This window comes from Cupriavidus sp. USMAHM13 (assembly GCF_001854285.1).
Lineage (GTDB): Bacteria > Pseudomonadota > Gammaproteobacteria > Burkholderiales > Burkholderiaceae > Cupriavidus > Cupriavidus malaysiensis.
Window position 1 is genome coordinate 2090317 of sequence record NZ_CP017752.1, and the last position, 17836, is coordinate 2108152.

Annotated in this window: 14 protein-coding genes; 6 read left to right on the forward strand and 8 right to left on the reverse strand. The window is 71.7% G+C overall.

Features of this window, described 5'->3' with window-relative positions; genetic code table 11:
- Window positions 1-83 precede the first annotated feature (83 nt).
- Together BKK81_RS27490 and BKK81_RS27495 are read left to right on the forward strand one after the other, a co-directional pair.
- Window positions 84-3671, forward strand: coding sequence for an indolepyruvate ferredoxin oxidoreductase family protein (locus BKK81_RS27490; RefSeq protein WP_071019444.1), 3588 nt, complete (start codon window positions 84-86; stop codon window positions 3669-3671).
- Between the two features lie 103 nt (window positions 3672-3774).
- Window positions 3775-4299: a hypothetical protein gene (locus BKK81_RS27495; protein ID WP_071019447.1), complete on the forward strand. Its 525-nt coding sequence runs from the start codon at window positions 3775-3777 to the stop codon at window positions 4297-4299.
- A gap of 28 nt (window positions 4300-4327) precedes the next feature.
- Here the strand turns inward: BKK81_RS27495 and rrtA are convergent, their stop codons facing one another.
- Window positions 4328-4972 carry a rhombosortase gene (gene rrtA / locus BKK81_RS27500; protein ID WP_231908108.1) on the reverse strand — a complete coding sequence of 215 codons (645 nt, stop codon included), beginning with the start codon at window positions 4970-4972 and terminating at the stop codon, window positions 4328-4330.
- Window positions 4960-7419, reverse strand: coding sequence for an ExeM/NucH family extracellular endonuclease (locus BKK81_RS27505; protein WP_071019450.1), 2460 nt, complete (start codon window positions 7417-7419; stop codon window positions 4960-4962). The genes rrtA and BKK81_RS27505 overlap by 13 nt, the downstream gene beginning before the upstream one ends.
- Before the next feature lie 403 nt (window positions 7420-7822).
- On the opposite strand from BKK81_RS27505, the gene BKK81_RS27510 reads away from it, so the two are divergent.
- Together BKK81_RS27510 and BKK81_RS27515 are read left to right on the forward strand one after the other, a co-directional pair.
- Window positions 7823-8113, forward strand: coding sequence for an antibiotic biosynthesis monooxygenase family protein (locus BKK81_RS27510; RefSeq protein ID WP_071019452.1), 291 nt, complete (start codon window positions 7823-7825; stop codon window positions 8111-8113).
- Window positions 8114-8224: 111 nt separating this feature from the next.
- Window positions 8225-8857 (forward strand): CDP-alcohol phosphatidyltransferase family protein, encoded by a 633-nt coding sequence (locus BKK81_RS27515; RefSeq protein ID WP_071019454.1) that lies wholly within the window; start codon window positions 8225-8227, stop codon window positions 8855-8857.
- A gap of 27 nt (window positions 8858-8884) precedes the next feature.
- Here the strand turns inward: BKK81_RS27515 and BKK81_RS27520 are convergent, their stop codons facing one another.
- Window positions 8885-10702: an ATP-binding response regulator gene (locus BKK81_RS27520; RefSeq protein WP_071019456.1), complete on the reverse strand. Its 1818-nt coding sequence runs from the start codon at window positions 10700-10702 to the stop codon at window positions 8885-8887.
- Between the two features lie 42 nt (window positions 10703-10744).
- Window positions 10745-11374 (reverse strand): response regulator transcription factor, encoded by a 630-nt coding sequence (locus tag BKK81_RS27525; protein ID WP_071019459.1) that lies wholly within the window; start codon window positions 11372-11374, stop codon window positions 10745-10747.
- Between the two features lie 401 nt (window positions 11375-11775).
- Here BKK81_RS27525 and BKK81_RS27530 point away from each other — a divergent pair, with 401 nt between their 5' ends.
- Window positions 11776-12840: a maleylacetate reductase gene (locus BKK81_RS27530; RefSeq protein ID WP_071019461.1), complete on the forward strand. Its 1065-nt coding sequence runs from the start codon at window positions 11776-11778 to the stop codon at window positions 12838-12840.
- Window positions 12841-12962: 122 nt separating this feature from the next.
- Window positions 12963-13832: an intradiol ring-cleavage dioxygenase gene (locus BKK81_RS27535; protein ID WP_071019463.1), complete on the forward strand. Its 870-nt coding sequence runs from the start codon at window positions 12963-12965 to the stop codon at window positions 13830-13832.
- A 114-nt stretch (window positions 13833-13946) separates the two neighbouring features.
- Here BKK81_RS27535 and BKK81_RS27540 read toward each other — a convergent pair whose 3' ends face one another.
- From BKK81_RS27540 to BKK81_RS27555, 4 genes are read right to left on the reverse strand one after another with little or no spacing between them, the layout of a single operon-like run.
- On the reverse strand, window positions 13947-14792 hold the full coding sequence (locus tag BKK81_RS27540; RefSeq protein WP_071019466.1) for a phosphodiesterase: 846 nt from the start codon (window positions 14790-14792) through the stop codon (window positions 13947-13949).
- Window positions 14793-14847: 55 nt separating this feature from the next.
- Window positions 14848-15912 (reverse strand): ABC transporter ATP-binding protein, encoded by a 1065-nt coding sequence (locus BKK81_RS27545; protein WP_071019469.1) that lies wholly within the window; start codon window positions 15910-15912, stop codon window positions 14848-14850.
- Window positions 15905-16816 (reverse strand): ABC transporter permease, encoded by a 912-nt coding sequence (locus BKK81_RS27550; protein ID WP_071019471.1) that lies wholly within the window; start codon window positions 16814-16816, stop codon window positions 15905-15907. Before BKK81_RS27550 ends, BKK81_RS27545 begins: the two co-directional genes overlap by 8 nt.
- 10 nt (window positions 16817-16826) lie before the next feature.
- On the reverse strand, window positions 16827-17645 hold the full coding sequence (locus BKK81_RS27555) for an ABC transporter permease (protein ID WP_071019474.1): 819 nt from the start codon (window positions 17643-17645) through the stop codon (window positions 16827-16829).
- Window positions 17646-17836: the final 191 nt, after the last annotated feature.

Here is a 17836-nt window from a genome sequence, read left to right on the forward strand (position 1 = left end):
CAGGGCTGAGATTTCGTGATTTTACGATAGCGAGGGGCGATCCTACACTCGCCGGACAACCCGTGCAGCCGGAGACAATGCACATGAACCGTCCCCTCTCGCCCGACGAGCAGCAAGCGCTCGCCGACACCCTGGCGGCCGCCAGCCTCGACGACAAGTACACCCTGCAGAAGGGCCGCGTCTACCTGAGCGGAACCCAGGCCCTGGTGCGGCTGCCGCTGCTGCAGAAGGCGCGCGACGCCGCCGCCGGCCTCAATACCGCCGGCTATATCTCCGGCTACCGCGGCTCGCCGCTGGGCGGCCTGGACCAGGCGCTGTGGAAGGCCAAGCCGCACCTGGCCGCCAGCGACGTGGTGTTCCAGCCGGGCATCAACGAGGACCTGGCCGCCACCGCCGTGTGGGGCACCCAGCAGGTCAACCTGTTCCCCGGCGCCACGCGCGATGGCGTGTTCTCGATGTGGTACGGCAAGGGCCCGGGCGTGGACCGTTCGATGGACGTCTTCAAGCACGGCAACTCGGCCGGCTCGTCGCCGCACGGCGGCGTGCTGGTGCTGGCCGGCGACGACCATGCCGCCAAGTCGTCCTCGGTAGCGCACCAGTCCGAGCACGTGCTGCTGGCGGCGGGCATCCCCGTGCTGTATCCGGCCAATGTGCAGGAATACCTCGACTACGGGCTGCACGGCTGGGCCATGAGCCGCTACTCGGGGCTGTGGGTGGCGATGAAGTGCGTGACCGACGTGGTGGAGTCGACCGCCTCGGTGGAGATCGATCCCGAGCGCGTGCAGGTGGTGCTGCCGGAGGACTTCGCCGTCCCCGCGGGCGGGCTCAATATCCGCTGGCCGGATCCGCCGCTGGCGCAGGAAGCGCGCCTGCTGGACCACAAGTGGTATGCGGCGCTGGCCTATATCCGCGCCAACAAGCTCAACCGTGTGGTGCTGGATTCGCCGCAGGCGCGCTTCGGCATCATGACCGCCGGCAAGGCCTATCTGGACGTGCGCCAGGCGCTGGTGGACCTGGGCCTGGACGATGACACCTGCCGCCGCATCGGCATCCGCGTGTTCAAGGTCGGTTGCGTGTGGCCGCTCGATGCGCAGGACGCGCGCGAGTTCGCCACCGGGCTGGAAGAGATCCTGGTGGTGGAGGAGAAGCGTCAGATCCTGGAGTACGCGCTCAAGGAAGAGCTGTACAACTGGCGCGAGGACGTGCGCCCCAAGGTCTACGGCAAGTTCGACGAGCGCGGCAACCAGGGCGGCGAGTGGTCGCTGCCGCGCGGCAACTGGCTGCTGCCGGCGCACTACGAACTGTCGCCGGCGCTGATCGCCAAGGCCATCGCGCGCCGCCTGGAGAAGGCCGAGCTGCCGGCCGACGTGCGCGAGCGCATCGCCGCGCGCGTGGCCCTGATCGAGGCCAAGGAGCGCGAGGCGGCGCGGCCGCGCCTGACGGTGGAGCGCAAGCCCTGGTTCTGCTCGGGCTGTCCGCACAACACCTCGACGCGCGTGCCCGAGGGCTCGCGCGCGCTGGCCGGCATCGGCTGCCACTACATGGCGATGTGGATGGACCGCAATACCGATACCTTCAGCCAGATGGGCGGCGAGGGCGTGGCCTGGACCGGCCAGATGCACTTCACCAGCGAGAAGCATGTCTTCGTCAACCTGGGCGACGGCACCTACTTCCACTCGGGCCTGCTGGCGATCCGCGCGGCCATCGCCGCCAAGGCGCGCATCACCTACAAGATCCTGTTCAACGACGCCGTGGCGATGACCGGCGGCCAGCCGGTCGACGGCGTGCTGACGGTGCCGCAGATCGCCCACCAGGTGGCGGCCGAGGGCGCGCGCGAGATCGTGGTGGTGACCGACGAGCCGCTCAAGTACGGCGACGGCGGCATGCTGCCGGCCGGCGTCACGGTGCACCACCGCGACCAGCTCGACGCCATCCAGCTGCGCCTGCGCGACACCGAGGGCGTCACGGTGCTGATCTACGACCAGACCTGCGCCACCGAGAAGCGCCGCCGCCGCAAGCGCGGCACCATGGCCGACCCGGCCCGGCGCGCCTTCATCAACGACGCGGTGTGCGAAGGCTGCGGCGATTGCTCGGTCAAGTCCAACTGCCTGTCGGTGGAGCCGCTGGAGACGGACCTGGGCACCAAGCGCCGCATCAACCAGTCCTCGTGCAACAAGGACTTCTCCTGCGTCAACGGTTTCTGCCCCAGCTTCGTCACCGCCGAGGGCGCGCAGGTGCGCAAGCCGCGCGCGGCCGCCGGCAAGGACCGCGCGGGCGTGGACGCGGCCGAGCTGCCCGAGCCCGTGCTGCCGGCGCTGGAGCGGCCCTACGGCGTGCTCGTCACCGGGGTCGGCGGCACCGGCGTGGTCACCATCGGCGGCCTGCTGGGCATGGCGGCCCACCTGGAACGCAAGGGCGTGACCGTGCTCGACATGGCCGGCCTGGCGCAGAAGGGCGGCGCCGTGCTCAGCCACGTGCAGATCGCGCCGGCGCCAGCCGGGCTGCACGCGACCCGCATCGCCACCGGCGAAGCGCGCCTGCTGATCGGCTGCGACGCCATCGTGTCGGCATCGCCGGAAGTGCTCTCGAAGATGCGGTATGGCGTCACCGCCGCCGCCGTCAACAGCGCCAACACGCCGACCGCCGAGTTCATCGGCAACCGCAACTGGACCTTCCCCGGCGCTTCCGCCGAGCAGGAGGTGCGCGCCGCCGTGGGCGAGGCCTGCGCCTTCCTCGACGCCAATGCCTGGGCGGTCACGCTGCTGGGCGACGCGATCTACTCCAATCCGCTGCTGCTGGGCTTCGCCTGGCAGAAGGGCTGGATCCCGCTGGCGCAGGCCAGCCTGGTGCGCGCCATCGAGCTGAACGCGGTGGCGGTGGAGAAGAACCTGGCCGCCTTCACCTGGGGCCGGGCGCTGGCCCACCTGGGCGAGGCAGCGGTGCGCGCGCGCCTGCCGGCGGCGGCGCCGGCCAAGGTGCTGCCGCTGCCGGAAACGCTGGACGGCCTGCTGCGTCGGCGCGAGGCGTTGCTGACGGCCTACCAGGATGCGGCCTACGCGGCCCGCTACCGCGCCGTGGTCGAGCGCGTGCGCGCCGCCGAGGCCGCGCTGCCGGGCGGCGGCAGGCTGGCGCTGACCCGCGCGGTGGCGCGCAACCTGGCCAAGCTGATGGCCTACAAGGACGAGTACGAAGTCGCCCGCCTGTATACCGACCCGGCCTTCCTCGACAAGCTGCGCGCGCAGTTCGAGGGCGAACCGGGCAAGGATTACCAGCTCGCCTTCCACCTGGCGCCGCCGCTGCTGGCGCGCAAGGATGCGCAGGGGCGCCTGCTCAAGCGGCGCTTCGGTCCCGGCATGCTGACGGCGTTCCGCCTGCTGGCGCGCCTGAAAGGGCTGCGCGGCACCTGGTTCGATCCCTTCGGCAGGACCGAGGAGCGGCGCGCGGAGCGGCGGCTGGTCGAGGACTATATCGCCCTGTGCGATGGCTTTGCCGCCACCCTGTCGGCGGCGAACCTCGATATTGCCGTGCAACTGGCGGAACTGCCGGACCAGATCCGCGGCTACGGCCACGTGAAGGCGCTCAGCATGGAGCAGGCCGCACAGCGCCGCGCGGCGCTGCAGGCCGACTACCAGGCCCGGCCGGCGGCGGGGCGTGGCGAGGCGGTCGCTTGAGCCGGCGGCCCGGGGCTTGCCCGAGATTTTTTCGCGGCAGCCTGTAAGGGGGGCGCTGGCCGGCGCGACGAATGGGCTCATTCCCCCGTTGCCGGAGACTGCCATGCAAGCCCTGTTCGCCAAGACCCTGTTCGCCACCGCCCTCGTGACCGGCGCCGTCCTGCCGCTGGGCGGGGCGGCCCATGCCGCCATGCGCGATGCTGCCACCGGCGCCGGCATGCCGGCCGCGATGGCCCCGGAAGCCTCGATGACAAGGCGCGATGTCTTTACCGATGGCGCTCGCCGTGGCCGCTTCGATGTCTATGCCGAGGGCGCGCGGCAGGTGGCCGGCCTTGACCGCAGCGGCGTGTCGTCCGATCCCGCCCGTCATCCCGACGTGTATAGCGACGGCGCCCGCCGTGGCCGCTTCGACGTCTATGCCGAGGGTGCGCGGCAGGTGGCCGGCCTTGACCGCAGCGGCGTGTCGTCCGATCCCGCCCGCCACCCCGATGTGTACAGCGACGGCGCCCGCGGCCGGCGCTATGACGTCTACACGGATGGTGCGCGGCAGCTGGCCGGCATGGATACGCGCGGCGTGTCCGCCCCGCCGTCCCATGCCGCCGGCTCGGTCGCCGGCGCGCTGGCTTGACGGGGGCAGGGCGGTGCTGCAGGGGCGGTCAGCGTAGCGCCGCGCGCCGGAGCGGTCCGGCCAGCGCCAGCATGGCGCCGCCGGCCAGTCCGGCGAAATGGGCCGCGGCCAGCGGCGGCGCGCCCAGCCACGCGGCATCGGCCGCGCCGCCGTCGGCCAGCCATTGCCAGGCGGCCCGGGCTACCAGCGCTGCCAGCAGCAGGACGGCGACCGCCTCGCCGCGGCAGCGCGGCAGCAGGGCCAGCGTGGCCAGGCCGTAGTTGATGCCGGAGAAGCCCGCGTAGCGTTGCAGGTCCGGCAGGGCGGCGAACAGCGCGATACCGATGGCGCCGCCCAGCAGCAGGCAGCAGCGCCCGGCGCGCAGCGGCGCCGGCAGGATGGCGGCCAGCGCGAGCAGGCCGCCGGCATTGAGCAGGCAGTGGGCCCAGCCGAGATGGACGAAGTGGCCGGAGAGCAGCCGCCACAGTTCGCCGCCGGCGATGGCGGCGCGTTCGTAGCGCAGCGCGGCGGCGACCGCCGGACCGCCGGCCTGCAGTGCCAGCAGCAGCACGGCGATCGCCAGGAAGCCGGGATGCACCGGACTGCGCGCCAGCCAGCCGGTCCGGCGCGGGCATCCCGTTGCAGGGACACCCGCGCGGCCGGCGCGGTCGTGCGTGGCGCTCAGGCGCGCCACGAGCGGCGGCGTGCCAGCGCGGCCACGCCGGCGGCCAGGGTCAGCCACATCAGCGGGTCGAGCGAGCCGGCGCCCGAGTCGCCGCTATTGGCAGCACTGCCGGCATTACCGCTGGTGCTGCCATTGCCCTCGGTGCCGGCGCTGCCGGCTGCCGTGGTCTTCAGCGACAGGTCGACGATCACCGGGTCGTGGTCCGAGGAGCGATAGGCGTCCGGCGCATAGTAGGTCTGCTGCTGCTCGGTGCTCTTGTAGGCGAAGGAGTATTCCAGCGCGATCGGCTCGTCGGCGTTGATGTGCCATTCGTGCACGGCGCGCACGCGCTCGGCCAGGCCGGCGGTGGCCAGCGCATGGTCGATGTAGCCCGATTCGCCGCCGTACACATAGCTGTAGGCATCCTTGCCGACGAACCTGGCGACCAGGTCGGCGTAGCCCTTGTCGGCGAACAGCAGCACCGGGTCCTCCTTGGCGTAGCTGTTGAGGTCGCCGATCAGCAGCTTGCCCGCGTCGGCCACGCCGGTCGGCGAGGTGGCCAGCCAGTCGGCGATCAGGCCGGCGGCGCGCAGGCGCGTCGGGTTCCAGCAGCTCTGGCCGTCGCCCTGGTCGGCGTCCTTGCCGGTGGCGCCGGTACAGCCCTTCGACTTCAGGTGGTTGACCACCACCGTGACGTTGTGGCTGCCACCGATGCGGCGGAAGGTGCGCGCCAGCGGCTGGCGGTTCTTATCGTCGATGGCGAGGGTGGCGGGCACACCGACCGGTTCCACGTTGCGGCTGTTGTAGATCAGCGCCACCGTGATGGCGTCGCCGCCCAGCTTGGCCACGCCCGGATCGACGAAGCGCCAGTCGGCGCCGAGCTGGCTGGTCAGGCGCTTGATCGCGCTCAGCTCGCCATAGCCGTCGTTCTCGATCTCCATCAGGCCGACCACGTCCGCATCGATGGCGCGGATGGCGGCCACGATCTTGGCCTCCTGGCGCTCGAATTCCGCCTGCGTCTTGGCGCCGCGGTTGTTCGGATCGTCGAAGCCCGCGCCCTTGCCGTCGCCGTTGAAGTAGTTCAGCACGTTGAAGGAGGCCACGCGCACGTCGGCCTGCGCGTGGCGCGCCGGCGCGCCGCTACGCGGGTTGCCGGCCGCGTTGAAGGCGGGCGCGGTGGCGCCGGGAACGGGCTGCAGGCGCCAGGCGCTGTAGCGCATCTCCAGCACGCCCTGCACGCCGCTGACCGTGTAGCCGGCGCGCACCGGGTTGGCGGCCGACAGGCCGGGCGCCGGGTAGGGCACGCTGCCCGGGTTCTGCTGGTTGGAGCCGTCGTCCAGCACCAGCCGGTTGAGCGCGTTGGCGGCGGCCTGCGCGGCGGCGCCGCCCTGGGCCGGGGCCACGTTGGTGGGCAGCGGCAGGCGGCCGTTGCTGAGCAGCACACTGCCGTAGCGGCCGAGTTCATAGGTCTCGCTGACGGTCAGCGTCTGCGGCAGGCGCACCAGCATGCCTTCGTAGGCGGACAGCGCCTGGGTGCCGGCCAGCGGCAGGGTGACGTCGACCGGCGTGACGCTGTGGCCGCTGGAGCAGCTGGCGAAGCCGCCGGTGGCGAGCGTGAGCTGGGTCTGGCCGTACTTCTCCTCGACCTTGCCGACCAGGTGGACCAGGTCACCGGCGCGCGCGGTCACGCCGGGCGCATAGATGAACAGGCCCTCGGACACGCCGGGCAGCTTGCGGCGCTGGGCGTCGGCCTGCTGCACGAAGAAGCCGTTGAAACCGTTGGCGCCGCTGTAGTCGGCCGTCACCACGGCCTCCACCTCGACGCTCTTGCCCGCCATCGGCGAGGGGGCCACGCTGCCCTGGATATCGGCGATGGCGGTTGCCGTCGCGCCGCACACCGCCTGCACCGGCGGGGTGGTACCGCCCTGGCCGTTGTACTGGCCGAGATCGGAGAAGTCGTCCACCGCGTAGGAATCCCACTGCAACGCCGGGTCGAACGCCGCGGTGGTGGCGGTATCGCCCTGCTTGACGGTGGACTTGCGGCGCAGCGTATGGTCTTTGGTGCCGGCCTCGGCCGTGCCCCAGAAGCCGGCCGGGGGTTGGTAGCCGACCTGGCCGAGGTGGTCGACCACGGTGCCCGAGCGGGTCAGGGTGATGGCGTCGTCGCCGTTGAAGGTGAAGGTGACGGTCTGGTTGGCGCGCGCGCCGAGCACGGCGGCCAGCGTGCTGTGGGCCATCACGTGGACCGCGCCGGGCGCGAGCTTGCCGGTCAGCGCAAAGGAGCTGGTGGGCGTGCTGGCGCCGTTGTTGTACTGCTCGATCTTGTAGAGGGACAGGTCGGCCTCGGTGGCATCGGGGTTGTAGATCTCGATGGCCTTGTTGTTGGAGGTGCCCTCCACGTACTCGCTGATGAAAAGCTCGGCGTGGGCTGGCAAGGCCAGCAGGAGCAGGGTGGGTAAGGTGTAGTGGAGGCGCATGGGGTGGCTCTTTCCTGGAGAGATTCGTGCTTTGGTGCACGATTGGCATGAACAGCAAAGCGCAGGATGCTAGGCAATGCCGATGACGGGACGATGACTGGTTGGCATACATTGGCCTGGCCTGCGCCCTCATCCGCTTCATCCGCTGCGTCCGCCTCGTTCGCTTCCCTCCGGGAGCCGCCGCCTGCCCGGCGCCCGCCGCCTTTCTAGCCGAGGCACATGACAAGCGACAGGTGGCAAGCAACAGGTGCGCGGCCGCGGCGCCATGTCCGGCGGGCGGCCGTGCGGTTCCCGTGGCGCCGCTCCCGATGCACAATGCGGGTGGCGGAGCCGTCCCGGCGCGCGCGCTGGCCGTGCGCGCGGGACGCTCCCCGGACTCCCATCTCTCCTGGAAGACACCCACATGATTTCCGAAATCGCACAGTTTTCGATCAAGCCCGGCATGGAAGCGCAGTTCGAGCAGGGCGTGGCGCAGGCCAAGCCGATTTTCCTGCGCGCGCGCGGCTGCCACGGCCTGAATCTGCTCAAGTCGATCGAAGAACCGTCCCTCTACACGCTGGTCGTGTCCTGGGACACCGTGGAAGACCACATGGTCCATTTCCGCGAGTCGGCCGACTTCCTCGAGTGGCGCCGCCTGGTCGGCGACTGCTTCGCCGCGGCGCCCAAGGTCGGGCACGCGAGCACGGTGCTCTGATCAGCGTGCTCGGAGCACGGCGCGCGAGACACGGCCCAGCGTGCCGCCGGCTGGCGTCGGCGGCGCTCCTGGCCTATCGTTAGCGTGCCGGCGCAGAGCCCAAGGACTGCCATGTCATCCCCGATCGAACGCCCCAAGCACTTCACGATGCTGCGCGAGCTGCAGCTCGCCGACCTGTTCACGCTGGGCAACGCCGCCTGCGGCATGGGCTCGGTCTTCTTCGCCATGTTCTACGTGGCGGGGCGCGACCTGGCCGATTTCTTCGTCGCCGCCGCGCTGGCGCCGGCGGCCTTCCTCTTCGATGTGCTCGACGGCCGCATCGCGCGCTGGCGCCACCAGCATTCGGCGCTCGGCCGCGAGCTGGATTCGCTGGCCGACATCATCTCTTTCGGCGTCGGCCCCGCCGTGCTGGCCTTTGCCGCCGGGCTGCGCGGCGGCTGGGACCTGGCGGTGCTGATCTACTTCGTCTGCTGCGGCGTGAGCCGGCTGGCGCGCTTCAACGTGACCGCCGAGCAGCTCTCTGCCGGCAGCGACAAGGTGGCCTATTTCGAAGGCACGCCGATTCCGACCAGCGTGCTGCTGACCGCCGTGCTGGCCTGGTGCGCCGCGCAGGAGCGTATCGGCGACGCGCTGCCCGGCGGGGTATGGAGCCTCGGTCCGGCCGACCTGCATCCGCTGGTGCTGCTGTTCGCGCTGTCCGGCACCCTCATGGTCAGCAAGGCGCTGCACATCCCGAAGATCTGAGATCCGGGAGCCGGCGCCCGGCCGGCTTCAGTCCTGCGCCGGCGCCGACCGCACCCAGCCGTGCTCGCGCATCTTGGCGAGCATGGCGGCCTGCAGCGCCTCGGCCACCACGGGTTTGTGCAGCAGCGTTTCCCCTTCCGTATGCACGTCGCGCAGGCGGTCGGCGGCGGTGTCGCCGGTGACGATGATGGCCGGCACCTGCCGGCCCAGGCGCGCGCGGATCGCTTCGGTGGCCTGCAGGCCGGTGCGGTCGCCGCGCAGGCGGTAGTCCGCCAGCAGCAGGTCGGGCGTGAAGCTGTCCGACACGGCCAGCGCTTCGGCTTCGGAGTCCACCGCGCGGCACAGGCAGCCCCAGCCGGCCAGCAGCTCGCAGATGGCGATGCGGATGGCCTCGTCGTCGTCGATCACCAGCACCGACAGGCCGTTCAGGCTGCTGGGCGCCGGCATGGCGGGGGCTTCCTCCGGCTCGCTGGCCGACAGCGGCAGCAGCAGGCCGAACACCGAGCCGCGCCCGGGGCGCGAGGCCAGCGTGACGCGCGTGTCCATGGTGCGCGCCAGCCCCTCGACGATGGCCAGGCCGAGCCCCAGCCCCTTGCGCTGGTCGCGTTCGGGATTGCCGAGCTGGTGGAACTCGCGGAACACCGCGCGCTGCTGCTCGGGCGGAATGCCGATGCCGGTGTCCCATACTTCCAGCCGGGCCTGCTGCGGTGGCTGGCGTGGCCGCCGCTGTGGCCGGCACGCCACCAGCACACCGCCCTGCGGCGTGTAGCGGATCGCATTGGCGATCAGGTTGCGCAGCACCAGCTCGACCAGGGTGGGGTCGCCGAACAGCACCGCGGTGGTGTCGCGCGTGCGGTAGACCAGGCCGCGCGCATTGGCCTGCGGCGCGAACTCGTTCTCCAGCTTGTGCAGCAGCGGCTGCAGGCGGAAGGCGCGTGGCCGCGCCACCACCACGCCGGCGTCGAGCTTGGAGAAGTCGAGCAGGGTATTGAGCATCTCGCGCGCGGCGCCCGAGCAGGAGCGGATGTGCTCGGTCAACTGGCGCTGGTGCGCGTCGAGCGGGGTGCGGTCCAGCGACACGACGAACAGGCCGAGCGCGTGCAGCGGCTGGCGCAGGTCGTGGCTGGCCGAGGCCAGGAACACGGACTTGGCGCGGTTGGCTTCCTCGGCGGCGCGCTGGGCGCGCTCCGAGCGCGCGGTCTGCTCGCGCAACTGGTGGATCAGGTCGACATTCTCGAAGCGCAGCGCGATCGAGTGCCGGGCCACCCGCGCATAGTTGCGCGCGAACACGATCAGCACGCCGAGATAGAGCGGCGTGCCGAGGAACATCGGCAGGTAGTCGAGGTCGCCGGTGGCGAGGAAGACGAGCCAGACCGGCACGATGGCCGGCAGGAAGAAGCCCACCGCGACTGGCAGGCAGGCAGAGAACACCGCCAGCGCGGCCGCGCTCATGCCCGCCAGCAGCGACAGCACGCAGATCACGGTGGAAGGCGAGCGCACGTCCAGGTAGAGCCAGGCGACCAGGCCCCACAGGGCGCCGATCAGGGTCAGCACGATGGTGACGGCGCGCGCGTAGCGCGGCGCCTGGGCCTCGCTGAGGCGCTCGGGGATGCGGAAGCGCCCGTAGTGCGCGGCGGCGCAGGCCAGCACCATGGCCGCGGCCCAGGGCAGCGGGCCCAGGGTGCGATGGGTCAGGCTGAGGCCGACGGCCAGGATCACGGCGGCGAGCGAACTGCCGAGCATGGCCACGCCGAAGCTCTCGTCGAGCAGCCCCATCTGCGCGGCCAGCAGGCGCGGCTCGTCGAAGCGGGGCAGCAGCGGCAGGCGTGGGAAGGAGCGGGGCATCGCGCGGGCTCGGGCTGTCGTCTGGCTGGCCGGCGGGCGGGCTCAGCGGGCGTGGATCAGCCCGCGCCGCTGCGCCTCGAGGATGGCCTCGACGCGGCTGACCACGCCCAGGTGGTCGAGGATGGCAGCCACGTGCACGCGCACGGTGTTCTCGGACAGGCCGAGATGATGGGCGATGACCTTGTTGGAGCGGCCCAGGCTGAGCTGCTCCAGCACCTCGAGCTGGCGCGGCGTCAGCGGACTGGGCTGGTAGCGCGCCGCCGGCGCGGCGGCGCCGCTGCGCTCGGTGGCGAAGTAGCTGCCGCCGTCCAGGCAGCGGGCGAGCGCCTCCTCGATCTGGCGGGTGTCGGCCGACTTGGGCAGGAAGCCCGCCAGTTCGCGCCGCACTTCGGCCGGCACGCCCTCCAGCCCGGAAGTGCCGGAGACGATCAGGATGCGCGCCTGCGGGAAATGGCGGCGCAGTACCTTGACCCCTTCGATACCATTCAGGCCGGGCATCTGGATGTCGAGCAGCAGGACGTCGATGGCCTGCCCGCCGAAGGCCTGCACCGCGTCCATGACCGAACCGCTCTCGACGATGGTGGCGACGCGCGGCGAGTCCGCCAGCACCAGGCGCAGGCCGGTGCGGAACAGGGTGTGGTCGTCGATCAGGAGCAGGCTGGCGCGGGACATGTGGACTAGAAGCGCGGAGACGGTGCCGGGACACGGGGGTGCCCGGCGGGTGCATGGCGCACCACCGGTGCGCGGCGATGTGATTGAAGCGCATTCCGGCGGCTTTGTCCATGTGCCCGATGCGCGGCACGAAGGCGGGTGTGGGACTTCCGCAGCTTAGTCCGTATGGACTATTCCGCTTTGGCCACCGGGCTGCGATGATGCGACAGCCGCTGCCCCCGCTGGGCCGGCGGCACCACTTCGTCTACCCACTACCACCCGGCAGTGGGTTTTTTTTCGTCCGCCGGCAGGCGCCCCGCGCCGGGGCTATGATGCACAAGGCACGGCGATGTGGCGGCAGGGCCGCCGCATCGTGCCGGGCCAGTGACCAGTGAGCAGTGACCGGAACGGAGAGGGGGAGCATGCGGTTCGTCTACCAGGGTTTGCCGTCGCGCGTGGTGTTCGAGAGCGGGGCGCTGGCGCGGCTGCCGGAAGAGGTGGCGGCGCTTGGCGCGCGCCGCGCGCTGGTGCTGACCACGCCCGGCCAGCGGGCGTTGGGGGAACAGGTGGCACAGGCCCTGGGAGAGCGCGCCGCCGGCGTGCACCCCGGCGCGGTGATGCACGTGCCGCTGGAATCGGCCGAGGCGGCCCGCGCCGAAGCGGCCCGCCTGGGCGCCGACTGCTGCGTGGCGGTGGGCGGCGGCTCCACCATCGGCCTGGGCAAGGCCATCGCGCTGACCTCGGCCCTGCCCATCGTGGCGGTGCCGACCACTTACGCCGGTTCCGAGATGACGCCGATCTACGGCATCACCGACGGCGGCCTCAAGAAGACCGGGCGCGACCTGCGCGTGCTGCCGCGCACGGTGGTCTACGATCCGCTGCTGACGCTGGGCCTGCCGCCGGCGCTGTCGGCCAGTTCGGGCGTGAACGCCATGGCCCATGCGGTGGAGGCCCTCTATGCCCGCGATGCCAATCCCATCATCAGCCTGATGGCCGAGGAAGCGATCCGCGCACTCGCCCGGGCGCTGCCCGCCGTGGTGGCGGACCCGGCCGACCGCGAGGCGCGCGCCGGCGCCCTGTACGGGGCCTGGCTGGCCGGCGCCTGCCTGGGCGCGGTCGGCATGGCGCTGCACCACAAGCTGTGCCACACGCTGGGCGGTACCTTCAACCTGCCGCATGCACAGACGCACACCATCGTGCTGCCGCATGCGGCCCACTACAACCACGCCGCCGCGCCCGAGGCGCTCGGCCGCGTGGCGCGCGCGCTCGGCGGCAGCGCCGCCGAGGAGGCCGGGCCGCTGCTGTTCGCCCTCAACCAGCGCCTGGGCGTGCCGCTGGCGCTGGCCGGGATCGGCATGCCGGAGGACGGCCTGGAACGCGCCGCGCAGCTGGCGGTGGCGAACCCCTACGACAATCCGCGCCCGGTCACCTATGACGAGGTGCTCGCCATGCTCAGGCGCGCCTGGCACGGCGAGGCGCCGGCCTGAGCGCGGCGGCGGAAGCCAGCCGGAAGAGAGTCGAAAGAGAGTCGAACGAGAGCCGAACGAGAGCCGAACGAGAGCCGGACAACACAGACAGGCGCGCCAGGCGCCGACCCAGGAGACACGCCATGAACGAAGCCCATGCCGCCGAAGCGCGCCTGACCCGGCAGGTCATCGACACCTTCGCCAGGACCCCGGACCCGCGCCTGCGGCACCTGATGCAGGCGCTGGTGCGCCACCTGCACGCCTTCGTCAGCGAGGTGGAGCCGAGCGAGGCCGAGTGGATGGCCGCGATCCGTTTCCTGACCGAGACCGGGCAGACCTGCGACGGCGTGGTGCGCCAGGAGTTCATCCTGCTGTCGGACACGCTCGGCGTGTCGATGCTGGTGGATGCGATCAACCACCGCAAGCCGGCCGGCGCCACCGAGAGCACGGTGTTCGGCCCGTTCTACATGGCCGGCATGCCCGAGCGCGCCACCGGCGAGAACATGGCTCTCACGGCCGGCAGCCCGGCGCTGGTGCACGGGCACGTGCGCGATACCGAGGGCCGCCCGCTGGCCGGCGCGACGCTCGACGTCTGGCAGACCGCGGTCAACGGCATGTACTCGGGGCAGGACACCGCGCAGCCGCACGGCAACCTGCGCGGCCGCTATCGCACCGACGCGGACGGCTACTACGCGATCCGCACCATCCTGCCGGTGTCCTACCCGATCCCGGACGATGGTCCCGTGGGACGCATGATGGCGGCCACCGGTCGGCATGTGTACCGGCCCGCCCACCTGCATTTCATGATCGAGGCGGAGGGCAAGCGGACCCTGGTCACGCATGTGTTCAACGCCGGCGATCCCTACCTGGACTCGGACGCGGTGTTCGGCGTCAAGCCGGCGCTGGTGATCGCGTACGCCGAGCGCGGCACCGGCGACGCGCTGGCCGGTCGCTTCGGCTTCGAGACGCCGTTCCACGAAGGCCGCTACGACTTCGTGCTGTCCGCGCAGTAGTCCGGCGCTGTAGAGCGGCGCAGTAGTCCGGCGCTGTAGAGCGGCGCAGTAGTCCGGCGCTGTAGAGCGGCGCAGCGGGCCGCCTCACTGCGCGGGCACTGAGTCCGCGCGGCCTCAGTCGATCAGCCTGCCGTCCGCATCGTAGAAGGGATAGGCCGGCCCGTGGTCGCCGCTGGCGGCGGCATGGGTGACCAGGCCGTGCCGGGCATGCCACCAGTGCAGCAGGTAGCCCGGCGGCTCCATGCGGAAGCGCGAGGGCGCCTGCGGATCGAGGTCGAGCGCCACCTGGTGGGCCGGTCCGGGCGCGGTCATGGCCAGGGTGCCGCCGAAGCGGCGCACGATGTGGCGGTGCAGGTGGCCGCACAGCACGCGCTCCACCTGGGGGTGGCGGCGTACCACTGCCTCCAGGTCGGCGGCGCCCTCCAGCCCTTGCGTGTCCATGTGGCCGATGCCGGTGTGGAAGGGCGGGTGGTGCAGCATCAGCAAGGTCGGCGTGGCCGGCGCCGCGGCCAGCGTGGCATCCAGCCACCGCAGGCCGGCTGCGTCGGCGCGGCCGCCGCTGCGGCCCGGCACGGTGCAGTCGAAGCCCACCAGGCGCAGCGGACCGGCGTCCACGGCGTAGTGCACCGGCTCGTCGCCGGCGCCGCCGGAGAACAGGTAGGCGTGGTCGGGGAACACCCGGCGCAGCATGGCGCGGCTGTCGTGGTTGCCGGGCAGCAGGTAGACCGGCATCGGCAGGGCGGCCAGCAGGCCGCGCAGGAAGCGGTATTCCTCTTCGCTGCCGAAGTCGACCAGGTCGCCGGTGGCGACCACGGCGTCCGGGCGCTGCGGCGCGGCCAGCAGGGTGTCGAGGCAGCGCTGCAGCGCGCCGGCGGTATCGACCACGCCATAGGAAAGGCGTCCGCCGGCCTTGATGTGCAGGTCGGTGATCTGGGCGATCAGGTAGGTGTCGGTTGTCATGGCAGAAGGAGGATGATCGGTGGCGGGGGCCGGTGGCGCGACCCCGGTGGCTGGTTCATGCGGCGGCGGCCCGCGCTGCCGGCAGCGTGATCAGGTGGGCCGCCTCGACCCGCAGGCCGATGCGTGAGCCCGCCGGCCAGTCGCCGCGCCGGGCGGTGTCGACCACCAGCGGCGCGGGGGCGCCGACATCGACCAGCAGCCGCGTGCAGGAGCCGAGGAAGAGGGCCGCCAGCACGCTGCCCTGCAGCGCGGCCGCCTCGCCGTCGGCGGCCGGGGCCACGTCCTCGGGCCGGAACATCAGTTCCGCCTGGGCATGGCCGTCCTCCGCGGCGCGTGGCAGCCAGCCGCCCGGCACCTGCCAGGCGTCGCCGGCCGCGCTGGCGGGCAGGCGGTTCATGGTGCCGATGAAGTCCGCCACGAAGGCGCTGGCGGGGGCACGGTAGATCTCCTGCGGGGTGCCGGTCTGGGCGATGCGGCCCTTGTCCATCACGATGATGCGGTCGCCCAGCGCCATCGCTTCGGCCTGGTCGTGGGTCACATAGACGGCGGTGATGCCGAGGCTGCGCAGCAGGTGGTTGATATCGGCGCGCAGGGTGTCGCGCAGCTTGGCGTCGAGCGCGGTCAAGGGTTCGTCCAGCAGCAGCACGCGCGGCTGCACGGCGATGGCGCGCGCCAGCGCGACGCGCTGGCGCTGGCCGCCGGAGAGCTGGTCGACGCGGCGGTCGGCCAGCGCCTCCAGGTGCATCATGCCCAGCATCTCGTCGACGCGGCGGCGCCGCGCGGCGCTGTCGAGGCGGCGCACGCGCAGGCCATAGCCGATGTTCTCCGCCACCGTCATGTTGGGGAACAAGGCATAGCTCTGGAACACCATGCCGACGCCGCGCTTCTCGATCGGCAGCGCCGTCACGTCCTGCTCGCCGAACCACACCTCGCCGTCGGCGTCGGGGAATTCCAGGCCGGCGATCAGGCGCAGCGTGGTGGTCTTGCCGCAGCCCGAGGGCCCGAGCAGCACCACGGTCTCGGCCGCGCCGATGTCGAGATCGAGCGGCTGCAGCGCGACGGTGCCGTCGGCGAAGGTCTTGGCGCAGCCGCGCAGGCGGATGGGAATGGTGTCATGCATGGCGGGTCTCGGCGTTGAGCTGGGCGGCGGGGGCAGCGATGGAGGTGGCCTCGCCGGCGGCATCGGGCATCGGCGCGCGGTGCTTGCGCGCGCGTGCGCCGGCGGCCGACAGGGCCTGCATCAGTACCAGCAGGGGAATGATCATCAGGAAGAAGACGATGGTGTAGGCGGAGCCGATCTCCAGCCGCATCGAGGCGTAGCTGTCGGCCAGGCCGACCGGCAGCGTCTGCGTGGTCGGGGTGTGCAGCATCCAGGTCAGGTTGAACTCGCCGACCGACAGCGTGACCACCATCAGCGCGCCCGCCAGGATGCCCTGGCGGCAGTTGGGCAGCACCACGCCGAAGAAGCGCTGCAGGCGCGAGGCCCCCAGGCTGGCGGCGGCGTCTTCGAGCGTGCGCACGTCGATGGCCGACAGCACGGCCAGCACCGCGCGCACCATGAACGGCAGCGTGAACAGCACGTGGCCGATCAGGATGAAGACCCAGCTGGTGCGCAGCGCCGCCCAGCCGCCGTAGAGCAGGATCAGGCCGAGCGCCGTGGCCAGTCCGGGCACGGCCACCGGCAGCATCAGCAGTTCTTCGACCAGGCGCGTCAGGCGCCCGCGCCGCAGCGCCATGTAGTAGGCCGCGGGCACGCCCAGCACCAGGGTGCAGGCCAGGCAGGCCAGCGCGATGCCCAGCGAGAGGAAGATGGTGCCGCGGTAGAGCGCCCATACCTCGCCCAGCCAGCGCGTGGTCAGGCCGCTGGCCAGGCCGATGAAGATATTGTTGGTGAGGCCGGCCAGCACCGACAGCACCACCGGCGCGGTCATGAACAGGCAGACGGCGGCGGTCAGCGCGAACTGCAGCCAGTAGCCGGCGCGGCGGGGCTGGTGGCCTTGGCGGGCATTCGGAAGGGAGGACATAGGCGGTCTCCTAGGCGGTGGCGGCCACGGCGTCGCCCGAGAACCAGCGCGCCAGCGCCAGCAGGGCCCAGGTGACCGCGCCCAACAGCACCGACAGCGCGGCGGCCATGCCGAAATTGGCGTAGTTGGTGAACTCGTTGTAGATGGTGAGCGGCAGCACGTCGAGCTGGGTGGCCAGCGTGAAGGCCGTGCCGAAGGCGCCCATGCTGGTGGCGAAGCAGATCGCGCCGCTCGACACCAGCGCCGGCATCAGCGCGGGCAGCATGACGTCGCGCACCACGCCCCAGGGGCCGGCGCCGAGCGAGCACGCCGCCTCTTCCAGCGAGGGGTCGAGCTTCTCCACCGCCGCCATCACGGTGAGGATCACGCGCGGGATGGAGAAGTACAGATAGCCGACGAACAGGCCGGCCAGGCCGTAGGCGAAGGTCCAGCGCTCGCCGGCCAGCCGGTCGCCGAGCGCCGCCAGCAGGCCGTTGCGGCCGCCCAGCATGATCACCATGAAGCCGATCACCACGCCCGGGAAGGCCAGCGGAAAGGTCAGCATGGCGACCAGCACCGGCTTGCCCGGCACCGGGTGGCGCTGCAGGAAGGTGCCGGCCACGCCGGCGATCAGCAGCGTGGCCAGCGTCACCGTGCCGGACAGCAGCACGGTCACCAGCAGGCTGTGCAGGTAGCGCGGGCTGCTGAGCATGGTCCAGTAGACGCCGGCGCCCTGTTCGCCGCCGACGCTGACGGCGAGCAGCCTGGCCATCGGCAGGCAGAAGAAGGCCGCGAAGACGACCAGCGCGGGCAGGGCGAAGAGGAAGAGGAGCGGGGGGCGGCGTGGCATGGCTTGGGTGGGAGTCGTGGTTTCGATGGCCGCTGAGTGGGCATGGGCGCGGGCACGAACTCCGCGCTGGGTTGTCTCCCCTCTCCCGCTTGCGGGAGAGGGGCGGGGGTGAGGGCGGGCATTCGCCAGAACGATGACACTCGCTTTGCGCGGGCGCCGGCCCTCACCCCCGGCCCCTCTCCCACGCTGTG